The 19378-nt window shown below is 71.6% G+C and carries 17 protein-coding genes and 1 pseudogene; 9 read left to right on the plus strand and 9 right to left on the minus strand.

All coding sequences use genetic code 11. From position 1 onward, the window contains the following. Positions 1 to 421: 421 nt before the first annotated feature. Positions 422 to 2362 (minus strand): sigma-54-dependent Fis family transcriptional regulator, encoded by a 1941-nt coding sequence (locus tag AB3X07_RS00180; protein ID WP_369941664.1) that lies wholly within the window; start codon positions 2360 to 2362, stop codon positions 422 to 424. A 246-nt stretch (positions 2363 to 2608) separates the two neighbouring features. Between AB3X07_RS00180 and adh the strand changes: the two genes are divergently transcribed. Beyond that, the gene (adh, locus tag AB3X07_RS00185; RefSeq protein ID WP_369941665.1) at positions 2609 to 4138 is read left to right on the plus strand and encodes an aldehyde dehydrogenase; all 1530 of its coding nucleotides are present in this window, start codon (positions 2609 to 2611) and stop codon (positions 4136 to 4138) included. A 107-nt stretch (positions 4139 to 4245) separates the two neighbouring features. Here the strand turns inward: adh and AB3X07_RS00190 are convergent, their stop codons facing one another. Together AB3X07_RS00190 and AB3X07_RS00195 are read right to left on the minus strand one after the other, a co-directional pair. Then, positions 4246 to 5574, minus strand: a complete 1329-nt coding sequence (locus tag AB3X07_RS00190) for an XVIPCD domain-containing protein (protein ID WP_369941667.1) — start codon at positions 5572 to 5574, stop codon at positions 4246 to 4248. Between the two features lie 66 nt (positions 5575 to 5640). Further along, positions 5641 to 6207, minus strand: a complete 567-nt coding sequence (locus AB3X07_RS00195) for a hypothetical protein (protein WP_369941669.1) — start codon at positions 6205 to 6207, stop codon at positions 5641 to 5643. A gap of 346 nt (positions 6208 to 6553) precedes the next feature. On the opposite strand from AB3X07_RS00195, the gene adhP reads away from it, so the two are divergent. Together adhP and AB3X07_RS00205 are read left to right on the plus strand one after the other, a co-directional pair. Beyond that, entirely contained in the window at positions 6554 to 7582 is a 1029-nt protein-coding gene (adhP, locus tag AB3X07_RS00200; RefSeq protein WP_369941671.1) for an alcohol dehydrogenase AdhP, read from the plus strand. After that, positions 7582 to 7974: a DUF779 domain-containing protein gene (locus AB3X07_RS00205; protein WP_369941673.1), complete on the plus strand. Its 393-nt coding sequence runs from the start codon at positions 7582 to 7584 to the stop codon at positions 7972 to 7974. Before adhP ends, AB3X07_RS00205 begins: the two co-directional genes overlap by 1 nt. A gap of 98 nt (positions 7975 to 8072) precedes the next feature. On the opposite strand, the gene AB3X07_RS00210 is transcribed toward AB3X07_RS00205, so the two are convergent. Continuing rightward, positions 8073 to 8363, minus strand: a complete 291-nt coding sequence (locus AB3X07_RS00210; protein WP_369941674.1) for a hypothetical protein — start codon at positions 8361 to 8363, stop codon at positions 8073 to 8075. Positions 8364 to 8524: 161 nt separating this feature from the next. On the opposite strand from AB3X07_RS00210, the gene AB3X07_RS00215 reads away from it, so the two are divergent. The 4 genes and pseudogenes from AB3X07_RS00215 to AB3X07_RS00230 all read left to right on the plus strand — a co-directional run bounded on the left by AB3X07_RS00215 (position 8525) and on the right by AB3X07_RS00230 (position 12353). Next, the gene (locus tag AB3X07_RS00215) at positions 8525 to 8914 is read left to right on the plus strand and encodes a hypothetical protein (protein ID WP_369941676.1); all 390 of its coding nucleotides are present in this window, start codon (positions 8525 to 8527) and stop codon (positions 8912 to 8914) included. Then, a complete protein-coding gene (locus tag AB3X07_RS00220) occupies positions 8914 to 9891 on the plus strand; it encodes a Ku protein (protein ID WP_369941677.1) in 978 nt (325 codons plus the stop codon). The genes AB3X07_RS00215 and AB3X07_RS00220 overlap by 1 nt, the downstream gene beginning before the upstream one ends. A 381-nt stretch (positions 9892 to 10272) precedes the next feature. Continuing rightward, positions 10273 to 11127: pseudogene (ligD, locus tag AB3X07_RS00225) on the plus strand (non-homologous end-joining DNA ligase); the annotation flags it as partial. Between the two features lie 422 nt (positions 11128 to 11549). Next, positions 11550 to 12353: a hypothetical protein gene (locus AB3X07_RS00230; RefSeq protein ID WP_369941678.1), complete on the plus strand. Its 804-nt coding sequence runs from the start codon at positions 11550 to 11552 to the stop codon at positions 12351 to 12353. Positions 12354 to 12403: 50 nt separating this feature from the next. Here the strand turns inward: AB3X07_RS00230 and dld are convergent, their stop codons facing one another. From dld to AB3X07_RS00255, 5 genes are all read right to left on the minus strand, one after another. Next, entirely contained in the window at positions 12404 to 14140 is a 1737-nt protein-coding gene (gene dld, locus AB3X07_RS00235) for a D-lactate dehydrogenase (RefSeq protein WP_369941679.1), read from the minus strand. Between the two features lie 5 nt (positions 14141 to 14145). Beyond that, positions 14146 to 15306: an FMN-dependent L-lactate dehydrogenase LldD gene (lldD, locus tag AB3X07_RS00240; protein ID WP_369941680.1), complete on the minus strand. Its 1161-nt coding sequence runs from the start codon at positions 15304 to 15306 to the stop codon at positions 14146 to 14148. Between the two features lie 10 nt (positions 15307 to 15316). Beyond that, on the minus strand, positions 15317 to 16123 hold the full coding sequence (lldR, locus tag AB3X07_RS00245) for a transcriptional regulator LldR (RefSeq protein WP_369944853.1): 807 nt from the start codon (positions 16121 to 16123) through the stop codon (positions 15317 to 15319). 116 nt (positions 16124 to 16239) lie between these two features. Continuing rightward, positions 16240 to 16695, minus strand: coding sequence for a DUF2214 family protein (locus tag AB3X07_RS00250; RefSeq protein ID WP_369941681.1), 456 nt, complete (start codon positions 16693 to 16695; stop codon positions 16240 to 16242). 10 nt (positions 16696 to 16705) lie between these two features. Further along, positions 16706 to 17287 (minus strand): methyltransferase family protein, encoded by a 582-nt coding sequence (locus tag AB3X07_RS00255; protein WP_369941682.1) that lies wholly within the window; start codon positions 17285 to 17287, stop codon positions 16706 to 16708. A gap of 233 nt (positions 17288 to 17520) precedes the next feature. Here AB3X07_RS00255 and AB3X07_RS00260 point away from each other — a divergent pair, with 233 nt between their 5' ends. After that, a complete protein-coding gene (locus AB3X07_RS00260; protein WP_369941683.1) occupies positions 17521 to 18618 on the plus strand; it encodes a sensor histidine kinase in 1098 nt (365 codons plus the stop codon). Next, entirely contained in the window at positions 18615 to 19247 is a 633-nt protein-coding gene (locus AB3X07_RS00265) for a response regulator (RefSeq protein ID WP_369941684.1), read from the plus strand. The genes AB3X07_RS00260 and AB3X07_RS00265 overlap by 4 nt, the downstream gene beginning before the upstream one ends. Positions 19248 to 19378: the final 131 nt, after the last annotated feature.

Here is a 19378-nt window from a genome sequence, read left to right on the forward strand (position 1 = left end):
CCGCGTTCGGACGCGGCAGTCCGGTGCGAAAGCGGCAGGGGAAGCGGCTTCAATTGCGGCGCGCCATTTCCGGGTAGGCCTGTCGCGGCCGATCCCGCAAAGGCAACAGGCACCCGCAGGCATTGTGCGGCCATCATTGAGCGAGGCCCTCTACTGCGCACGCATCTGCAGTGCCCATGATGGTGTGGGAGCGACTTCAGGGCACCTCCAATAATCTCGGAAAGTGCCCTGTAGGAGCGGCTTTAGCCGCGACGAGGCGTTCCCGGTAAAGCCTGTCGCGGCTAAAGCCGCTCCTACAGGGCAAACCGCATCTGACTTGATTGCGGGGAAAGCAGGTTGTCAGAGATGCCCTGAAGTCGCTCCCGCGCTGGCAATGCAGCGCAATAGGCGACGCCGTACCGCGTGTCGGTGCAGACGCCCCTCAGTGCCTCCCCAACTTCAGCCGCCGGTACAGCGTGCTGCGGCTGACGCCGAGCTGGCGCGCGGCACGCGCGACGTTGCCGCCGCAGGCGTCCAGCGCCTCGCGCATCGCCGCCAGGGCGAGGCTGTCCAGATCGGTCGCGTGCGGCGAGGCGCTCGCCGCCGTCGCCAGCGGTGGGCCGTGCGCCCCGCCCTGCCCTGGCGCCGCGCTGCCGGCGGCCGCGCGCATGCCCCGCCCCGCGCCGGGCAGATAGGCCGGCAAGGCATCGACGTCCACCACGCTACCGGCATCGCTCAGCGCGACCAGGGTGCGCAGGCAGGCCACCAGTTGGCGCAGGTTGCCCGGCCAGGGATAGGCGGCCAGCGCCGCGAGCGCGGCCTCGGTGAGGCGCCGGCCCTGCCCCACCTGCGCCCACAGGTCCTGCACCAGCGTGCGGCGGTCCGGGTGCGCGCGCAGCGCCGGGATCTGCACGCAGTGATGGGCGATGCGGTAGTACAGGTCCGGACGGAAGCGCTGCTCGGCCATCGCCGCGTCCAGGTCGCGATGGGTGGCGCAGATCAGCGCGAAATCCAGCGGCACCGGCTTGCCGCCGCCCAGCGGCAGCAGTTCGCGCTCCTGCAGCACGCGCAGCAGCCGCGGCTGCAGGGCCAGCGGCATGTCGCCGATCTCGTCCAGGAACAGCACGCCGCCGTCGGCCTGGCGCAGCAGGCCGGGGTTGCCGTGCTTGCGCGCGCCGGTGAAGGCGCCGTCCTCGTAGCCGAACAGTTCGGCCTCGATCAGCCCCTCCGGCAGCGCCGCGCAATTCACCGCCACGAACGGCTTGCCGGCGCGCGCGCTGCGCCGGTGCAGTTCGCGCGCGAACACTTCCTTGCCGGTGCCGGTCTCGCCCTGCACCAGCACCGGCAGTTGCGCATCGAGCACGCGCCGCGCGCGTTCCAGCGCCTGCGCCTGCGCGGCATCGAACAGCGGTGCGTCGCCGCCCGGCTGCGCGCGCGCGGCCGCCGACACGGTGATCGGCGCCTGCGGCGAACGCCGCCGCGGGCGCGCGTCGCCGGCGCTGTCCACGCGTCCGTGCAGCACGCGGCCCTGCAGGTCGAACACGCTTCCCTGCTGGCGCAAGCGCGACAGCGGTTCCTCGAACAGGGCCGCGTACGGCGCGCGGCCCAGGTCGTGGCGTTCCAGTCCGAACAGCTGCAGGCCGGCACGGTTGGCCGCGACCAGCTTGCCGTTGCGGAACGCGAGCAGGCCCTCGCGCGCGGTGCCGAGCAGGGCCGGATCGTGGTGCACGCGCAGCAGCTCGCAGCCGGCGATGCCCTCGTCGAAATAGCGGTGTTCGATGCTGGCCACCGCCCTGCGCGCCAGGCCCAGCGCGTGCATGTGCTGCACGCTGGCGTCGCCGGAGATGTCGAGCACGCCGGCGAGCTGGCCGTAGGGATCGAAGATCGGCACCGCGGCGCAGCTGAGGATCTGGTGCGGCGCGAAATAGTGCTCGCCGCCGCGCACTTCCAGCGAACGGCTTTCGACGATGGCGGTGCCGATCGCGTTGGTGCCGACCTGGGTCTCGCTCCAGCACGCGCCCGGCATCAGCGCCACGCGCCCGGCCTTGTCGAGGAAGCCCGGGCTGCCTTCGGCGTCGAGGATCCAGCCGGCCTCGTCGGTCAGCAGCACGATGCTGCCGGTGGCGGCGGCGTCGCCGGCCAGGCCGTCCAGCTCGGCGCGGGCCAGCCGCCACAGGCGCTCGTGCGCCTCGCGCAGTTCGCGCAAGCGCGGCGCGCTGACCGGCTCGATCGGCGGCGTGCGCTGCGCGGCCAGGCCCAGGCGCTGGCAGCGCTGCCACGATTGCAGGATGGTGTCCGGCACCTGCCCGGTCGGCGCGCCGCCGCGCTCGAAGAACAGGCGACGGGCGTGGCCGAGGTGGTGCTGCGATTGCGGGTGCGCCATGGGCGGCTCCACTGTCGCAAAGTGCGACAGGTCGTGAGACGGGTGTTTCGATAAACACCACATCCGGCGTCCGCGCGCAATCGTTGCGCGTGATGCGGCGCAACAGGAATCCGGTGGCTGCGTCGATCCGTCGCGGTGCGCGGCCATGACGCAACGCAGCAGCGAAAACCTGGCATCGCTCTTGCGGGACTCCCGGACCTGGATGGGCGCATCGCCCGTCCCTTCCCACCGCCGCAGGAGTCGTCGATGAACGCCGTCACCACCGCCAAGCCGCATGCCACCGATCCGCAGTCCATCTTCAAGTCGCGTTACGGGAACTTCATCGGCGGCCAATGGGTGGAACCCAGGAGCGGCCAGTACTTCGACAACAGCACGCCGATCAGCGGCAAGGTGTTCACCTCGGTGGCGCGCTCCAACGCGCAGGACGTCGAGGCCGCGCTCGACGCCGCGCACGCGGCCAAGGACGCGTGGGGCAAGACCTCGGCGACCGAGCGCAGCAACGTGCTGCTGAAGATCGCCGACCGCATCGAGCAGAACCTGGAGCTGCTGGCCTATGCCGAGACCTGGGACAACGGCAAGCCGCTGCGCGAGACGCTCAACGCCGACGTGCCGCTGTGCGCCGACCACTTCCGCTACTTCGCCGGCGCGGTGCGCGCGCAGGAAGGCGGCATCTCCGAGATCGACCACGACACCATCGCCTACCACTTCCACGAACCGCTCGGCGTGGTCGGGCAGATCATCCCGTGGAACTTCCCGCTGCTGATGGCGTGCTGGAAACTCGCCCCGGCGCTGGCCGCCGGCAACTGCGTGGTGATGAAGCCGGCCGAGCAGACCCCCGCCTCGATCCTGGTGCTGATGGAGGTGATCGGCGACCTGCTTCCGGCCGGCGTGCTCAACGTGGTCAACGGCTTCGGCCTGGAGGCCGGCAAGCCGCTGGCCAGCAGCCCGCGCATCGCCAAGATCGCCTTCACCGGCGAGACCACCACCGGCCGCCTGATCATGCAGTACGCCAGCCAGAACCTGATCCCGGTGACGCTGGAGCTGGGCGGCAAGTCGCCGAACATCTTCTTCGCCGACGTGATGGCCGAGGACGACGATTTCCTCGACAAGGCGGTCGAAGGCTTCGTGCTGTTCGCCTTCAACCAGGGCGAGGTGTGTACCTGCCCGTCGCGCGCGCTGATCCAGGAATCGATCTACGACAAGTTCATGGAGAAGGCGCTCAAGCGGGTGGCGGCGATCAAGCAGGGCAACCCGCTGGATCCCAACACCATGGTCGGCGCGCAGGCCTCCAGCGAGCAGTTGGAGAAGATCCTGTCCTACATCGACATCGGCAAGCAGGAAGGCGCCGAGGTGCTGATCGGCGGCGAGCGCAACGCGCTGGACGGCGAGTTGGCAGGCGGCTTCTACGTCAAGCCGACCGTGTTCAAGGGCCACAACAAGATGCGCATCTTCCAGGAGGAGATCTTCGGCCCGGTCGTCTCGGTGACCACCTTCAAGGACGAGGCAGAGGCGCTGGCGATCGCCAACGACACGCTGTACGGGTTGGGTGCGGGCGTGTGGAGCCGCGACGCGGCGCGGCTGTACCGCATGGGCCGCGCGATCCAGGCCGGACGGGTGTGGACCAACTGCTACCACGCCTATCCGGCGCATGCCGCGTTCGGCGGCTACAAGCAGTCGGGCATCGGCCGCGAGAACCACAAGATGATGCTCGACCACTACCAGCAGACCAAGAACCTGCTGGTCAGCTATTCGCCGAAGGCGCTGGGCTTCTTCTGAGCGCCGGCGGCGCGCGGCAGGCGTTGCCGGCACCTCGGTCGCGGCGCCGCCCTCCCACGCAAGCGATCGCGGGGAGGGCGGCGCGGGTCGCCGCCGCGCCGGCCGGACTACATCGCCATCGCGCGCGTCGTGTCCCGTGCCGGCTGCGCCGGCTCCTGCCGCAGCCCGATGTTCAGGTCCTGCTGCAGCTTCTGCGTGGACTGCTCGAGGGTCTGCTGCACGGCCTGGTCGCGATCGACGAAGGCGCGCCGATGCGCCGGATCGTCCAGCTTGCCTTCCACCGCGATGAATCCTTTGCCGTTGTTGCTGGGAACCACATGATCGATCTGCGACATCCCTCCGATGCTGGCGTCCTGGGTCAGCGTGCCCGCGGCCCGCTCGAGTTCGGCCCGGTTGGCGAATCCGGCCGCCGGCCCGAGCTTCTCCAGTCCGGCCACGGCCTGCAGGAACATGGGGTGGCGCGGGTGCGACCGATCCGACAGCAGCGGCGCGCGCGCCGCATCGTCCGCGGCGGTGGCGGGCGCACGCGCCTGCGCGTCCTTCAGCGCCTTGAGCGTGTCGCGCCCGGCGATGCCGTCCACGTCCAGATGGTGATCGCGCTGGAACGCTTCGACCGCGTGCTTGGTGCGGTCGCCGAACTTGCCGTCGGGGACCAGCGCCCGACCCTGCGCATCGGTGTAGCCCAACTGCACCAGCCGTTCCTGCAACGCCTTCACTTCCGGGCCGTGTTCGTCCTTGCGCAATACGCCATCGGCCATCGGCGCGGCCTGCTTCGCGGCGGCGGCGGCACCGCCCGGCGCGGCCACCGTGTGGCCATTGCCGGAGATGTTGGCGACCGTGGCCGGCGCGGTCAGGTTGGGCGCGGCGTGTTGCGGGCGCCGATCGGTGCTGATGGCGCCGCTGTCGATGTCGCGGATGTAGCGGTCGGCCTGCGGCAGGTAGCTGGTGTTGATGTCGACATGCACGTGCTTGCCGAACGCACTGGGGTTGCCTTTGTTGAAGCCGCCCTGGATGCCCACCGACTCGCCGTATTCGATGCGGTCGCCGGTGTGCAACTGGGTGTTGCGCAGATCCAGGTGCCGGTACTGGGCGATCATCTCGCGGCTGGGATCGTTGGCCGGCTTGTCGTAGATCTGCACGATGCCGTTGCGCGGATCGATCTGGCCGATATAGCCGCTGGCGATGGCCGGCACCGGCACGGCGTTGTTGTTGCCGACCTTCAGCACGAAATCCTTGGAGACGTAATGGTCGCCGTCGTGCGAGACGGTGGCCGAGCCGCGGTAGTTGCCGAGCAGCTCCTCGCGCTCGCCGTTGACCGTGGCGTAGACCCGGCCGCGCTCGTTGCCGCGGGTCGGATGATGGCGCTCGATATCCTCGTAGTCGTGAATCGCTTGCGTGCCGTGTCCGACGGACTCGACGATCGTGTACCTGGGCATCGTCCTTCTCCTTTTTCCATGGTGCCAACGAGGGCGGCACCCGCGTCGTGGCGGGCGCCGCGCCGATCAGCGCAGGTGCTGGGCCAGCCGCCAGCACTGCTGCGTGTAATCGAACACGTACGCTTCCGGCGCGCCGAGGGTCTTGACCACCTCGTCGTCGGCGGAGAATTCGGCCTTCACGAAGTCCACGCGCATCCGCTCGCCGTCCGGCGTGATGTCCAGCTTCACGCGCGCCAACTGGCCGGGGTCCTTGCCGGGCTCGTCGTAGGACCAGCTGTAGTCGATCAGGGCCAGACGGAACGGCTCGCCGGGGCGGGCGACATGCTTGGACGGATCGCGCAGATCGCCCTCGGCGACGGTGGGCGCGCTGTAGGCGGCGCGCACGGCCGGATCGGACACGATCGCCTCCAGGAACGCGGCGAATCCGTCCTGTGTCCTGTCGCACGCGCCCGACGGCAGGGCCGGGCGGGCGTCGCTCGGGGCGGGCTTGGGCGCGGCTGCGGGTGCCGTCGCCGGGGCGGGCGTGGTGGCCGCCGCCGCCGCCGCCGGGGCGGTACCGGCAGCGGACTCGGGCGCCTTGCAGCCTGGCAGCAGCAGGGTCAGCAGCGCGGCGCAGAGCAGGCATCGCTTCATGGAGTCGGTCCCTCGTTTCCCGGTGATCGGTCGGCGCCGCGCGGCCAGGCCGCCGTGCCGGGCGGTGCGCAGGCGGGGGCGCCGAGGCGCAGTGTACGAACGGCGTGTGATGACGCCGCTAACGTGCGGCTGGCATCGGCATCGGCATCGGCGGGAAGGGCCATCGGCACCGCCGCCGCGACCCGCGTCCACGCCCGCCGCGCCGCCCGCGTCGCTCCCGACGGCACGCCGGTGCGGCGCAGGCGGACAGGGGCGGGGGCGACCGGTCCGCCCGGTTGACTTGGATCAAGGCGGGAGCGGCGCAAGGCGCCTAGTGTGGATCGCAATCAATGACATGGAGTGGAAGATGGACAAGACGATGAAAGCCGCGGTGGTGCGTGCGTTCGGCCAGCCGCTGACGATCGAGGAAGTGGCGGTGCCGCGGCCGCAGGCCGGCGACATCCTGGTCAAGATCGAGGCATGCGGCGTGTGCCACACCGACCTGCACGCGGCCGAGGGCGACTGGCCGGTGAAGCCGAACCCGCCGTTCATTCCCGGCCACGAGGGCGTGGGCCACGTGGTCGCGGTCGGTGCCGGCGTGGACCACATCAAGGAAGGCGACCGGGTCGGCATTCCGTGGCTGTACTCGGCCTGCGGGCATTGCGAACACTGCCTGGGCGGCTGGGAAACGCTGTGCGAGGCGCAGCAGAACTCCGGCTACTCGGTCAACGGCGGCTTCGCCGAGTACGCGCTGGCCAACGCGGGTTATGTCGGCCATCTGCCGAAGAACGTCGGCTTCGTCGAGATCGCGCCGATCCTGTGCGCCGGCGTCACCGTGTACAAGGGCCTGAAGGTCACCGACACCAAGCCCGGCAACTGGGTGGTGATCTCCGGCATCGGCGGGCTCGGGCACATGGCGGTGCAGTACGCCAAGGCGATGGGCCTGAACGTGGCGGCGGTGGACGTGGACGACGCCAAGCTGGCGCTGGCGCGGCGCCTGGGCGCCACGGTCACGGTCAACGCGTTGACCACCGACCCGGTCGCCTACCTGAAGAAGGAGATCGGCGGCGCGCACGGCGCGCTGGTCACCGCGGTATCGCCGAAGGCGTTCGAGCAGGCGATCGGCATGGTCCGCCGCGGCGGCACGGTGTCGTTGAACGGATTGCCGCCGGGCCAGTTCCCGCTGGACATCTTCGGCATGGTGCTCAACGGCGTGACCGTGCGCGGTTCCATCGTCGGCACCCGCCTGGACCTGCAGGAATCGCTGGAGTTCGCCGAGCAGGGCAAGGTCGCCGCGACCGTGGCCACCGCCGCGCTGGAGAACGTCAACGACGTGTTCGACCGGATGCGCGCCGGCCAGATCGAAGGCCGCATCGTGCTGGACATGGCGGCGTGATGGACGCCGCGCCCGCTTCCGGCCTGCCGTTGCAGGTGCTGGCCACGCTGCCGGCGCTGCAGCTGATCGAACGGTTGCGGGCGCGGCACGGCGCGCTGCTGTTCCACCAGTCCGGCGGCTGTTGCGACGGTTCCTCGCCGATGTGCTACCCGCAGGACGACTTCATCGTCGGCGACCAGGACGTGCAACTGGGCGAGATCGGCGGCGCGCCGTTCTACATCAGCGCTTCGCAGTTCGCGTACTGGAAGCACACCCAGTTGATCATCGACGTGGTGCCCGGCCGCGGCGGCATGTTCTCGCTGGAGAACGGCGAGGGCGTGCGCTTTCTGGTGCGCTCGCGGCTGTTCGACGACAGCGAGTATGCCGCGCTGGAGGCGGCGGGGAAGGTGTAGCGGAATAGCGCGCTTCCTGTAGGAGCGGCTTCAGCCGCGACAGGCGCTCTGACGGGCCTGTCGCGGCTGAAGCCGCTCCTACAACAGCGGCAGTCGCGCTACGGCGCCTTGGACGGCACGAACGGCGAAACCGGGTCGCTGGCGGGGAAGGTCTCTTCCAGCGCTTCGTCCTGATTGGCATCGGCGTGCCGTGCGTGCGCCGCGTCCGGGGTGGAGTGCGCCGCGGCCTGCGGGGCAGGGCGCTCTTCGCCGGTACGCGGCTCGTGCGCGACGATGGTGGCGGGGCGGTCGCCGGCGCCGCGGTCTTCGCGGTCCTGGCCGTCGCGCTTGCCGCGCTGTTCGCCGGGGATGGGGGCGCCGTCGCGCAGCGGATCGGTGGGCGTGGACATGGCCGATGCCTCGTGGTGTGGGGAATGCCGCGCACAGTGCAACGCGAGGCCGGTGAAGCCACTGCGAATCGCGGTATGTCCACGCGACTGTCACGACTGCCTAACGGCGCCGGCGCTACTGCTGCGCATCCGCCCGCCGCCGCTGCCGCCCGGAGCCTCTCATGCGTCCCCGCGACCGTCTCGACCCGCTGTTGTTCAATGCCCATCTCGATCCGCTGCCGGCGCCGCCGCCGCGCCGCGGCGCCCGCCTGCGTCCGCACGATGCGCCGGACTATCGTCAGTACAGCCTGGCCGACTACCGGCAGCGTCGCGCGCGCCACGGCACGCCATGGCGCGATCTGTGTCCGGCCTACACGTTCGCGTTGCGTACCCATGCCGGCGGCTGGCCGCGCGCGCCGATCGCCGAGACCGACGGCGAACTGGCCGCGCATTGGGAACAGACGCGCGGCGAATCGCAGCTCGACTGGGGCCAGGCGCGGGCGGTGATCGAGGACGCCTGGCAGGCGCTGGACCACCTGCCGGCGCCGGCGCTGCAGCAGGTGACGCACTGATGGCGCGCCCGATCTGGACCGGCACGCTGTCCTTCGGCCTGCTCAACGTGCCGGTGGCGCTGATGTCGGGCGAGCGCCGCATCGACCTGCACTTCCGCATGCTCGATGCGCGCGACAAGCGCCCGATCCGCTTCGAGCGGGTCAACGCCGACACCGGCGAAGAGGTGCCGTGGAAGGACATCGTCAAGGCCTACGAGTACAGCAAGGGCAACTACGTGGTGGTCGAGCAGAAGGACATCGCCTCGGCCGCGCCGGAGAGCCACGAGACGGTGGAGGTGGAAGCCTTCGTCGACGCCGGCGACATCGACCTGCGCTACTTCGAGAAGCCCTACGTGCTGGTGCCGGGCAAGAAGGCGGAGAAGGGCTACGTGCTGTTGCGCGAGACCCTGCGCGCGACCGGCAAGGTGGGCATCGCGCGGGTGGTGATCCGCACCCGCGAATACCTGGCGGCGGTGATGCCGCAGGAGGACGCGCTGGTGCTGATCCTGCTGCGCTATCCGCAGGAACTGGTCGACCTGGACGACTACGCGCTGCCCAGCGGCAAGGCCGCCGACTACCGGATCAGCGCCAAGGAAACCGCGATGGCCGCGCAACTGATCGACTCGATGTCCGGCACGTGGGATCCGTCCTCCTACCACGACGAATTCCGCGAACGCCTGCATGCAGTGATCCAGAAGCGGATCGAGGCGCAGGAGGGCACCGCGCAGGTGGACGACGAGGCCGAGGCGCCGCAGCGCGAGGACGCCACGACCAACGTGGTGGACTTCATGTCGCTGCTGCAGAAGAGCCTGGACGCCAAGCGCCGCACCCCGGCCAAGCGCGGCGACGACGCGCTGCCGGTGCGCAAGACCGCGAAGAAGCCGGCCAGGAAGGCCGCCAGCAAGACCGCGGCGAAGAAGGCGGCAAAGGCCGGCAGCAAGGCCAAGCCGACCAAGGCCGCCGCACGCAAGGCGCCGGCGCGGCGCAAGGCGGGGTAGGGCGCCATGCCTGCACGCCGGACCCTCGGCGCTGGTCGCGCGGCGCCGACCAAGCCGGCCAGGCGCGGCAAGGCGACCAAGCTCGGTGCGACCGGGAAGGCCGGCAAGACCGCCGCCGCCAGCGGCGCCGGCAAGACCGGCACGGCAGTCAATGGCGCTACGCCGACCCGGGTCGCCAAGCCCGCCAAGCCCGCATCCGCCCCCCGCGCCGCTGCCGGGCCAGCGCCGCGCAAACGCGCGGCCAGTGCGCCCAGCGCCACCAAGGCGAAGACCGGCGGCGCCGCTCGCGGTCGCCCTGCGACCGCAGGCGCCACCGCGGCGCGCCGTCGCACGAGGGCACCCACGTCCTCGCCCGGCGCCGCCGACAGCGCGGCCGACGCCATCGTCATCACCCATCCCGAGCGCGTGGTCTATCCGGCCGTCGGCATCAGCAAGGGCGAGGTGGCCGCCTACTACCGCGCGGTCGCGCCGTGGTTGCTGCCGGAAGTCGCCAATCGCCCGCTGTCGTTGCTGCGCTGTCCGGACGGCAGTGCGGGCGAGTGCTTCTTCCAGAAACACGGCAACCGCGCGCTCGGCGACCACGTGCAGGCGATCGCGCTGCGCCAGAAGAGCGGCACCGAGGACTATCTGTACATCGCCGATCTCGCCGGCCTGCTCGAACTGGTGCAGATGAACACGCTGGAGCTGCATCCCTGGGGCGCCACCGTCGCCGATCCGGAACATCCGGACCGGCTGGTGTTCGACCTGGACCCGGGCGAGGGCGTGAGCTGGACGCGGACCAAGGCCGCCGCGCGCGACATCCGCGCGCGCCTGCGCCAGGCCGGGTTGGAGAGCTTCGTGCGCCTGTCCGGCGGCAAGGGCCTGCACGTGGTGGTGCCGATCATGGCCGGCAGCGCCGACTGGGAGCAGGCGCGCGACTTCTGCGAGGCGTTCGCGCAGGCGCTGGCCACGCAGGCGCCGGACCGCTACGTGGCCACGATGCGCAAGGCCAAGCGTGGCGGGGTGATCTTCGTCGACTGGCTGCGCAACGGCCGCGGCAACACCAGCGTGTGCTCGTGGTCGCTGCGCGCACGCGCGCAGGCCACGGTGGCGGTGCCGCTGCGCTGGGAAGACCTGGCGCGGATCGCCTCGCCGCAGGCGTTCCCGCTGGACAAGGCGCTGCAGCGCGCCGCGCGCCTGCGCGAGCATCCCTGGAAGGACATGGAGACGCTGCGCCAGCGGTTGCCCGGCACCTGAGCCTCCCGTTGTCGCGGCCCAGTGCGTGCTTCACCGGCGCCGTCGCCTGCGCTGGACGCACGGGTTTCCCGCGCTGCGGCTGGCACTGTGAGCCCGCGCCACGTCGCGCGCGTCGTCCACCTGCCGTGCGCTTGCGCGTCACAGATCGCGCCGCGGCCGAATGCATCGGCATGGCACGCCGCACCTACGTCCGGCGCTGGTCATCCCATCCGGCAATGCACATGCGATGGCGCCGCTCGCGCCGCAGTGAATCCAGTGCGGGGGCGGGGCGCAACCACCTGATCGCCCAGCCTGCGCGCTGCCGCCGTGTGGCGCCGATCGCCCTGCGCCATCGCGGTCGCCGCGTCCGCGCGCCATGCCGGCCGGCGCGCACCGCCATGCTAGGCTCCGCACTTCCTAGGAACCGACGAAAGGATTCGATCATGCGGATGCGCCTGTACGTTTTCATGTGCGCCTGGCTGTGCGCGCTGCCGGCCTTCGCCGGCGATCGCCTGGACGCGGTGCTGGCAACGGTGCAGGGCAGCACCACCGACGCCGGCCAGGTGCGCGCCGCGGTCGCCGCCGCGCCGGCGTTGCGTGCGCAACTGCAGCAGCTGGCCGAGGCCGGGCAACTGCAGCGCATCCGCGTCGTCGCCGAGCAACCGGTGGTCCGGGACCATCCGTTCGCGGCGGCGGCGCTCGACCAGGACCTGGTGCTGACCAGCGGCCTGCTGCAGCAACTGCGCGATGCGCCGCGCCCGCACCTGTTGCGCAGCGGCGACGTGGCCGCGGACAACCTGGTGTTCGTGCTCGCGCATCTGGCCGCGCACCTGGCGGTGGCCGAACGCCACGCCCAGTTCGAGCGCGCGCTGGCCGACAAGATCGCCGCCGGCATGCGCGAGGCGCAGGCCAAGGGCACCGACTTCGACGGCACGTCGTTGGCGCAGGAGTCGCTGAACCACAACATCACGATCGAGGCCAACGCCTATATCGCCGGCTGGAACGCGGTGGTCGATGCCGCTCAGCACCAGGCCTCGCCCGACGCGCCGCTGCCCGAAGCCAAGCGCGCCATGCTGCTGGGTCCGCTGATCCTGAGCCTGCGCTACGGCAAGGTGCTGGAGCGGGCGATGGACGGCCCCGAGGACACGCGCGTGGTGATGGGCGCCGACGGGATCCAGCCCGACGCGCGCAACCTGCTCGCCGTGGCCAAGGCATTGCTGGCCGGGGGCATGCTCGAGATCCAGTGACCGCGGGGCGCCGGCAGCGTGCCTGCCGCGCGTGGCCGCCGCCGTGGCGCTCAGCCGTGCCGGTGCGCGTGCGCGTCGCCGCAGTCCTGCCAGTGCTTGCCCTTCGGCGTCTGGCCGATGCCGGGGTTGAAGCTGTTGCTCGGGTCCAACGCGCGGTAGAACGCGGCCAGCGCCGGCTTGGCCCGGTACAGGTGGCCGACGTTGTGTTCGGCCGGGTACTCGGCGCCGCGCCGGTCGAGCAGCGCCCACATCGCGTGCTCGATCGCCAGCGGGTCGTGGCCCTTGCGCACCAGGTAGTCCTGGTGGAACACGTGGCAGAAGAAGTGCCCGTAGTAGAGCTTGCCGAGCAGCGCGGCCTCCAGTGCCGGCGGCAAGGTCTCCTGCCACTGGCGATCGTTGCGGCGCAGCGCCACGTCGAGCGCGACGATGTCCTCGACCGTGTCGCGGTGCACCTGCCGATAGCGCACCGCCGCGCCGGCCACGGCGAACCGATGCAGGAACGCCTTGCGCCCCTCCTCGGCGTCGCAGCGGAAATAGCCGCCATCGCGGCCGGCGAAATGGGCGGCGAGGAACGCCTCGGTCGCCGTCGCGTCCTGCGCGGATACGCGCAGCAGCAGATGGTGTTCGTAGCGGTCGCGCCAGGCGCGCATGCGCGGCGGCAGGTGCTCGGGCAGCCGGTCGGTCAGCGCCTGCAGCAGGCGGTCGGCCAGCCCGGGCAGGCGCAGCGCTTCGCACCAGCCGTCCAACCGGCTCTTCAGCGCGAACGCGCGCGGCACCGCGCCGGTGCCGAAGCGGTCGATCAGCAGGAAGGTGTCCTTGCCGTAGCGCGCGCCGATGTCGAAGGCGTCGCGGTGCAGGTATTCGCCGCTGATGGGCGGCTGCGCGAAGGCGGTGAGCAGGCCGCGACGCAGCGCGGTCAGGTCCTCGCCGGCGTTGCTGCCGATGTAGAACACCGTGCTGTCCTCGCGCGGGAAGGTGTCCAGCCGCACCGCGAACACGCACAGCCGCCCGGCCGAGCCGGAGGCCTCGTAGTGCCGCGCCGGATCGGCGTTGAAGCGCGCCGGCGTGGCCGCGTCCACGTCGCGCACGTGCGCGGCGTAGTGCGGATCGGAAGCCGCCAGCGCGGGATCGTCGCGGATGTCCGCCGGCGCGTAGTCGCCGGCCTGCAGCCGGGTCAGGATCTGCTCGGGGGTGTCGCCCAGCGCGATGCCCAGGTGGTTCACCAGGCGCAGCTGCCCGTCGGCGCCGAGCTGGGCGAACAACGCCAACTGCGTGTAGGCGGGGCCGCGCCGCACCAGCGCGCCGCCGGAGTTGTTGCAGACCCCGCCCAGCACCGAGGCGCCGATGCACGAGGAGCCGATCACCGAATGCGGCTCGCGCTGCAGCGGCTGCAGGCGCCGTTCCAGCGCGTCCAGCGTGGCGCCGGGCAGGCACACCACCTGGCGCCCTTCGTGCAGCAACTGCACGCCGCGCAGGCGCAGCGTGCTGATCAGCACGATCTGCCGGTCGTAGCCGTCGCCGTCGGGGGTGGAGCCGCCGGTGAGTCCGGTGTTGGCCGCCTGCACCAGGACGATGCGGTCCGCGGCGACCACCGCCTGCAGCACCCGCCACAGCTCCAGCAACGTGCCCGGCCGCACCACAGCCAGGACCGGCCCCGCGCCGAAGCGATAGCCACTGCGGAAGCGCCGCGTGGCGCGGGCGCCGACCAGCACATGGCGGCGGCCGACCACGCTGCGCAACTGGCGCAGCAGCTCGGCGGCGGCGATCGGCGCGTGCGTGGCGTCCACCGCGGCTACGGCGAGATGGCGGCGTCGCGGGTGACCCGCGCCAGCGAATCGCGCGAGATCGCGGCCAGCGACGTGGCCCCGGTCAGCGTCATCGCCACTCGCATCTCGTTCTCGATCAGGGTCAGCAGGTGCTCCACCCCGGCCTGGCCGCGGGCGGCCAGCGCATAGACGAAGGCGCGGCCCAGCAGCACCGCGTCGGCGCCCAGCGCGAGCATGCGCACCACGTCCAGCCCGTTGCGGATGCCCGAGTCGGCCAGGATCTTCAGCTCGCCCTTGACCGCATCGGCGATCGCCGGCAGCGCGCGCGCGCTGGACAGCACGCCATCGAGCTGGCGCCCGCCATGGTTGGAGACCACGATGCCATCGGCGCCGAAGCGCACCGCGTCGCGTGCGTCGTCTGGGTCGAGGATGCCCTTGATCAGCATCGGCCCGGTCCAGAACTCGCGGATCCACTCCAGATCCTTCCACGAGATCGACGGATCGAAGTTCCCGGCGAGCCAGCCGATGTAGTCGGCCAGCCCGGTCGGATGGCCGCGGTAGGCGGAGACGTTGCCCAGGTCGTGGGGCCTGCCGCGCAGGCCCACGTCCCAGGCCCAGCGCGGATGGGCGACGGCCTGCAGCATGCGCCGCAGCGGCGCGTTCGGCCCGCTCATGCCCGAGTGCGCGTCGCGGTAGCGCGCGCCGGGCGTGGGCATGTCCACCGTGAACACCAGCGTGGTCACGCCGGCGGCCTTGGCCCGCTCCAGCGCGTTGCGCATGAAGCCGCGGTCCTTGAGCACGTACAGCTGGAACCACAGCGGACGCGCGATCGCCGGCGCCACTTCCTCGATCGGGCACACAGACACCGTCGACAGGGTGAACGGCACGCCGCGTGCGGCGGCGGCACGCGCGGCCTGCACCTCGCCGCGGCGCGCGTACATGCCGGTCAATCCCACCGGCGCCAGCGCCAGCGGCAAGGCCAGGCGCTCGCCGAACAGTTCGCTCTCCAGGCTCAACTCGGCCACGTTGCGCAGGATCCGCTGGCGCAGCGCGATGTCGGCCAGGTCGGCGACGTTGCGCCGCAAGGTGTGTTCGGCGTAGGCGCCGCCGTCGATGTAGTGGAACAGGAACGGCGGTAGCCGCCGTTGGGCGGCGGCGCGGTAGTCGGAGGCGGCGGAGATGATCATGGGAGGCGCGTCAGCGGGGGGAGGGAAGGCGCGAGGCGCGGGCGCGGCGCGCCTCGTCCTCGTCCAGCGTGCGCAGCGCGGTGTGCACGAAGGCCAGATGCGCGTGCGCGGCGTCGCGCGCGCGTTCCGGCTCGCCGGCCAGGATCGCGTCGTGCAGCGCGCGGTGCTGCGCCAGCAGCGGCACGAAGGTACGCGGCGACTGGAACAGCAGGTGCCGGCTCTGCGAGATATTGGTCTGCAGCAGGTCGAACAGCCCGCGCATCATCTGCAGCAGCACGCGGTTGTGCGCGGCCTCGGCGATGGCCAGGTGGAAGTCGGCATCGGCGCGCGCCTCGGCCGCCGCGTCGCTGCGCGCATGCGCCTGCAGCATCGCCTCGAACGCCGCGGCGATGCGCGCGCGGTCGGCGTCGGTGGCGCGCAGCGCCGCGTGCCAGGCGGTGGCGCCTTCCAGCGCATGGCGGGTTTCCAGCACGTCGAAGCGGTACGCCGGGTCGCTCTGCAGCAACGGCAGGAACGGTTGCAGCGGCGCCACCACCTGGTCCTCCGGGGTGGGCGGCCGCTGCACGTAGGTGCCGCCGCCGACGCGGGCGCGCAGCAGGCCCTGGCTGGCGAGCTGGGCGATGGCTTCGCGCAGCGCGGTGCGCGAGACGCCCAGTTCCAGCGCCAGCGCGCGCTCGGCGGGCAGGCGCGTATCGGGTTGCAGCCCGCGCTCGGCGATCAGCGCGCGCAACTGCGCGGCGACGCGATCGCTCAGGCGGCCGCCGCCGGCCTCCGGCGCCACGGTCGGCGGAGCGCCGCGCGCCCCGGAGGCCGCCATCGCAGGCGCGGATAATTTGGTCATACCAATTGCCACGGAGGGTGGGAGAGAGCGGCCATTAAATTCCCAGAACCGCCCGGGTGTCAACGGAGATCTGCCTATATTGGTATTACCAATTAAAACATGCCGTAGCGCGCCATCGTCGCGGCCAGCACGAACAGCAGGGCGAGCAGACCCAGTTCGACGGACACGACACGGAACACCGTGACCACCTGCGCCGGTGCCGGCACGAAATCCGGCCGGGCACGCGCCTGGCGGCGCCAGCGCAGCAGGCGCAGCGTGGGCAGCAACGACAGCAGCCCGATCGCCGCGAACACGCCCAACTTGGCCCAGAACCAGGGATTGCTCAGAAAGGAGTCCGCACCCTTGAGCCCGTAGCGCACGCGCAGGCCGCCGACGACCAGGATCGCCAGCGCCGCCAGGCCGTACCCGGCATCGGCCCGCAGCAGCCGTGTCAGCCGTGCCGCATCCGGCGGTTCGCGCAGCAGGGTCCATTCGACCGCCAGCGCGACCGTCAGCAACAGGACGGCCAGGTGGTGCAGCACGGCGAGCAGCAGGTCGAGCGCGAGCATCGCGCCGCCCTCACCAGACGAACGGCAGCAGCCGCCAGCTGTGCGCGGCGTACCGCGGGTACTCATCGGGGAAGGCCTGGGTCAGCATGGCTTCCTCGACCTGGATGCGGCGCAGGAACGCCCAGGTCACCGGCAGCACGATCGCCAGCAGCGACAGCACGTCGCCCAGCCCGATCGCCAGCCCGTAGAACGACAGCAGCACGCCGGTGTAGGAGGGATGGCGCAGGTAGCGATACGGGCCGCGGCGCACCAGCCGGTGACCCTGCTGGATGGTCACGTCCACGGTGAACCAGCGCGCCAGCACCCGGATCGCCCACAGCCGCAGCGCCAGCCCGGCCGCCAGCAACGCGCACCCGGCCCAGCGCGCCGGTTCCCGCAGCGCCGGCGCATAGCGCCATAGGCCGAGGATGGACAGCAGCACCGCCACCGCCAGCGCCGCGTACAGCACGCGCCACAGCAAGCGCAGCGTGCCCTGGTCGCGTGCGCCGCCATCGGCGGCGCGGCGGCGCCGGCTGAGCAGCACCTCGTACAGGCCCCAGCTTGCGCCCAGCAGCGCGAACAGCAGATCGGGATGGTGCAGGCTCGGGTGCATGGTCGTTCCTCCTCGCGAACGGTCCCGGTGTACGCCACGGTGGCGTCGCTCGGGTGAATTCCCGCCGCCGTCGCCTGCTTCGGTATGGAGCGCGGCGCGCGATGGCGTGGGGCCAGTGTCGCGCCATTGCCGTGGCCGGGCAGTGGCCGCTGGTCACCGATGCGACCTGCCGGAAGTCACTTTCTGCGCCCGCCCCATTGCCGCGGACGGGGCGCGCGGTCAGCATCGTCCGCATGAACCGATTCCTGCGCGAGCTGATCGAACCCAAGCGCCTGGCCGGGCTGCTGACCGTGGCCACCGTGCTGTGGTCGTTCCAGTTCGCGCCGCACGCCTCGGCGGCCTGGCGCTGGAGCGCCGTGACGCTGTTCGTGCTGTTGCTGCTCGGTGCCCACTGTCTTCCCGCCAGATGGCGCGATGCCGCTCTGTGGCTCGAGGCGGCGGCGGCGATGGCCCTGGTCTGGCTGGAGCCGCATGTCGGCACCGCGCCGGTGCTGCTGGTGGTGGTGGTGACGCAGGTGGCGCTGCAGTGGCCGCCACGGCAGGTACTGGTGCTGGCGCTGCTGGCCAACCTGGGCACCTTCCTGGCGCTGTCCGCCGCCGGGATCAGGCATCCGCTGCTGACCACGCTGATCTACGCCGGCTTCCATGCCTTCGCCGGGCTGAGCGCGCACTACGCGCGCACCGCCGAACTCGCCCGCGCCGCGCTGGCCCGGGTCAATGCCGACCTGCTGGCCACCCGCGCGCTGCTGGCCGACAGCGCGCGCGACGCCGAACGCCTGCGCCTGGCGCGCGAACTGCACGATGTGGCCGGGCACAAGCTGACCGCGATGCGCATCAACCTGCGCCTGCTGCTGGCCGATCCGGCGCTGGCCCGGCACGCCGAGCTCGGCGCGGTCGAGCGCCTGTCCGCCGAGCTGCTGGCCGACATCCGCGACGTGGTGCAATCGCTGCGCGACGACCGCGGCCTGGACCTGGCCACCGCGCTGCGTGCGCTGGCCGTGCCGTTCCCGCGGCCGCAGCTGCGGCTGCAGATCGACCCCGAAGTGCGCATCACCGATCCGCAACTGGCCGAAGCGCTGCTGCGCCTCGTGCAGGAGGCCCTGACCAATGCCGCGCGCCACGCCGACGCTGGCGAAGTCCATGTGCGCCTGCGGCACGAAGACGCGCAACTGCGCGTGGACATCGCCGACGACGGCCGTCGCGCCGAGCGCATCCGCGAAGGCAACGGCATCGCCGGCATGCGCGAACGCCTGGCCGCGCTGCGCGGCGGGCTCGAATTGGGCCGCACGCCGCTGGGTGGCATGCAGCTGACCGCGCGGTTGCCGCTGTGAGCGGCCTGCGCATCGCCCTGGCCGACGACCAGATCCTGGTGCGCGCCGGCTTACGCGCCCTACTGCAGACGCAGGGCATCGCCGTCGCCTGCGAGGCCAGCGACGGCCAGGCGCTGCTCGATGCCGTCGCCGCCACTGCGGTGGACGTGGTGCTCAGCGACATCCGCATGCCGGGCATGGACGGCATCCAGGCGCTGCAGCAGCTGCGCGCACGCGGCGACGCCACCCCGGTGCTGCTGCTGACCACCTTCGACGACGCCGACCTGCTGCTGCGCGCCACCGAGGCGGGCGCGCAGGGCTTCCTGCTCAAGGACGCTGCGCCGGAAGACCTGCGCGACGCCATCGCGCGCGTGGCCGCCGGCGAAACCTTGCTGCAGCCGGTCAGCACCGACCCGGTGCGCGCGCGCTACCGCTATCGCGACGAGGACGCGCCGCGCGACACCTTCAACGAACGCGAAGTGGCGATCCTGCGCCTGCTCGCCGGCGGCTATTCCAACAAGGAGATCGCGCGCAGCCTGTTCCTGGCCGAGGGCACGGTGAAGAACTACGTCTCCACCATCCTCGACAAGCTCGGCACCCGCGACCGCACCCGCGCCGTGCTCAAGGCGATCACGCTGCGGATCATCTGAAGCGCCGCCGCCGTTCCTGCGCCGCCGCGTGCCCGCGCGCCCGTGGCGGCAATGGCGTCCACCTCGGAAAGCACGAACTCCGCAACAGAGGCGGCCGCCATGACAGGCGGCCGCCGTACTCCGCCACCGCC

This window comes from Xanthomonas sp. DAR 35659 (assembly GCF_041242975.1).
Classification (GTDB): Bacteria; Pseudomonadota; Gammaproteobacteria; order Xanthomonadales; family Xanthomonadaceae; genus Xanthomonas_A; species Xanthomonas_A medicagonis.

Bases quoted from the DNA above. Each gene is read 5' to 3' on its own strand.
- lldD (WP_369941680.1), bottom strand. From the start codon at position 15,306: ATGATCATCTCCGCCGCCTCCGACTACCGCGCCGCCGCCCAACGGCGG.
- adhP (WP_369941671.1), top strand. From the start codon at position 6,554: ATGGACAAGACGATGAAAGCCGCGGTGGTGCGTGCGTTCGGCCAGCCG.
- AB3X07_RS00220 (WP_369941677.1), top strand. From the start codon at position 8,914: ATGGCGCGCCCGATCTGGACCGGCACGCTGTCCTTCGGCCTGCTCAAC.
- AB3X07_RS00190 (WP_369941667.1), bottom strand. From the start codon at position 5,574: ATGCCCAGGTACACGATCGTCGAGTCCGTCGGACACGGCACGCAAGCG.
- AB3X07_RS00250 (WP_369941681.1), bottom strand. From the start codon at position 16,695: ATGCTCGCGCTCGACCTGCTGCTCGCCGTGCTGCACCACCTGGCCGTC.
- AB3X07_RS00230 (WP_369941678.1), top strand. From the start codon at position 11,550: ATGCGGATGCGCCTGTACGTTTTCATGTGCGCCTGGCTGTGCGCGCTG.
- AB3X07_RS00205 (WP_369941673.1), top strand. From the start codon at position 7,582: ATGGACGCCGCGCCCGCTTCCGGCCTGCCGTTGCAGGTGCTGGCCACG.
- AB3X07_RS00180 (WP_369941664.1), bottom strand. From the start codon at position 2,362: ATGGCGCACCCGCAATCGCAGCACCACCTCGGCCACGCCCGTCGCCTG.
- AB3X07_RS00260 (WP_369941683.1), top strand. From the start codon at position 17,521: ATGAACCGATTCCTGCGCGAGCTGATCGAACCCAAGCGCCTGGCCGGG.
- lldR (WP_369944853.1), bottom strand. From the start codon at position 16,123: ATGGCGGCCTCCGGGGCGCGCGGCGCTCCGCCGACCGTGGCGCCGGAG.
- adh (WP_369941665.1), top strand. From the start codon at position 2,609: ATGAACGCCGTCACCACCGCCAAGCCGCATGCCACCGATCCGCAGTCC.
- AB3X07_RS00215 (WP_369941676.1), top strand. From the start codon at position 8,525: ATGCGTCCCCGCGACCGTCTCGACCCGCTGTTGTTCAATGCCCATCTC.
- AB3X07_RS00195 (WP_369941669.1), bottom strand. From the start codon at position 6,207: ATGAAGCGATGCCTGCTCTGCGCCGCGCTGCTGACCCTGCTGCTGCCA.
- AB3X07_RS00255 (WP_369941682.1), bottom strand. From the start codon at position 17,287: ATGCACCCGAGCCTGCACCATCCCGATCTGCTGTTCGCGCTGCTGGGC.
- AB3X07_RS00210 (WP_369941674.1), bottom strand. From the start codon at position 8,363: ATGTCCACGCCCACCGATCCGCTGCGCGACGGCGCCCCCATCCCCGGC.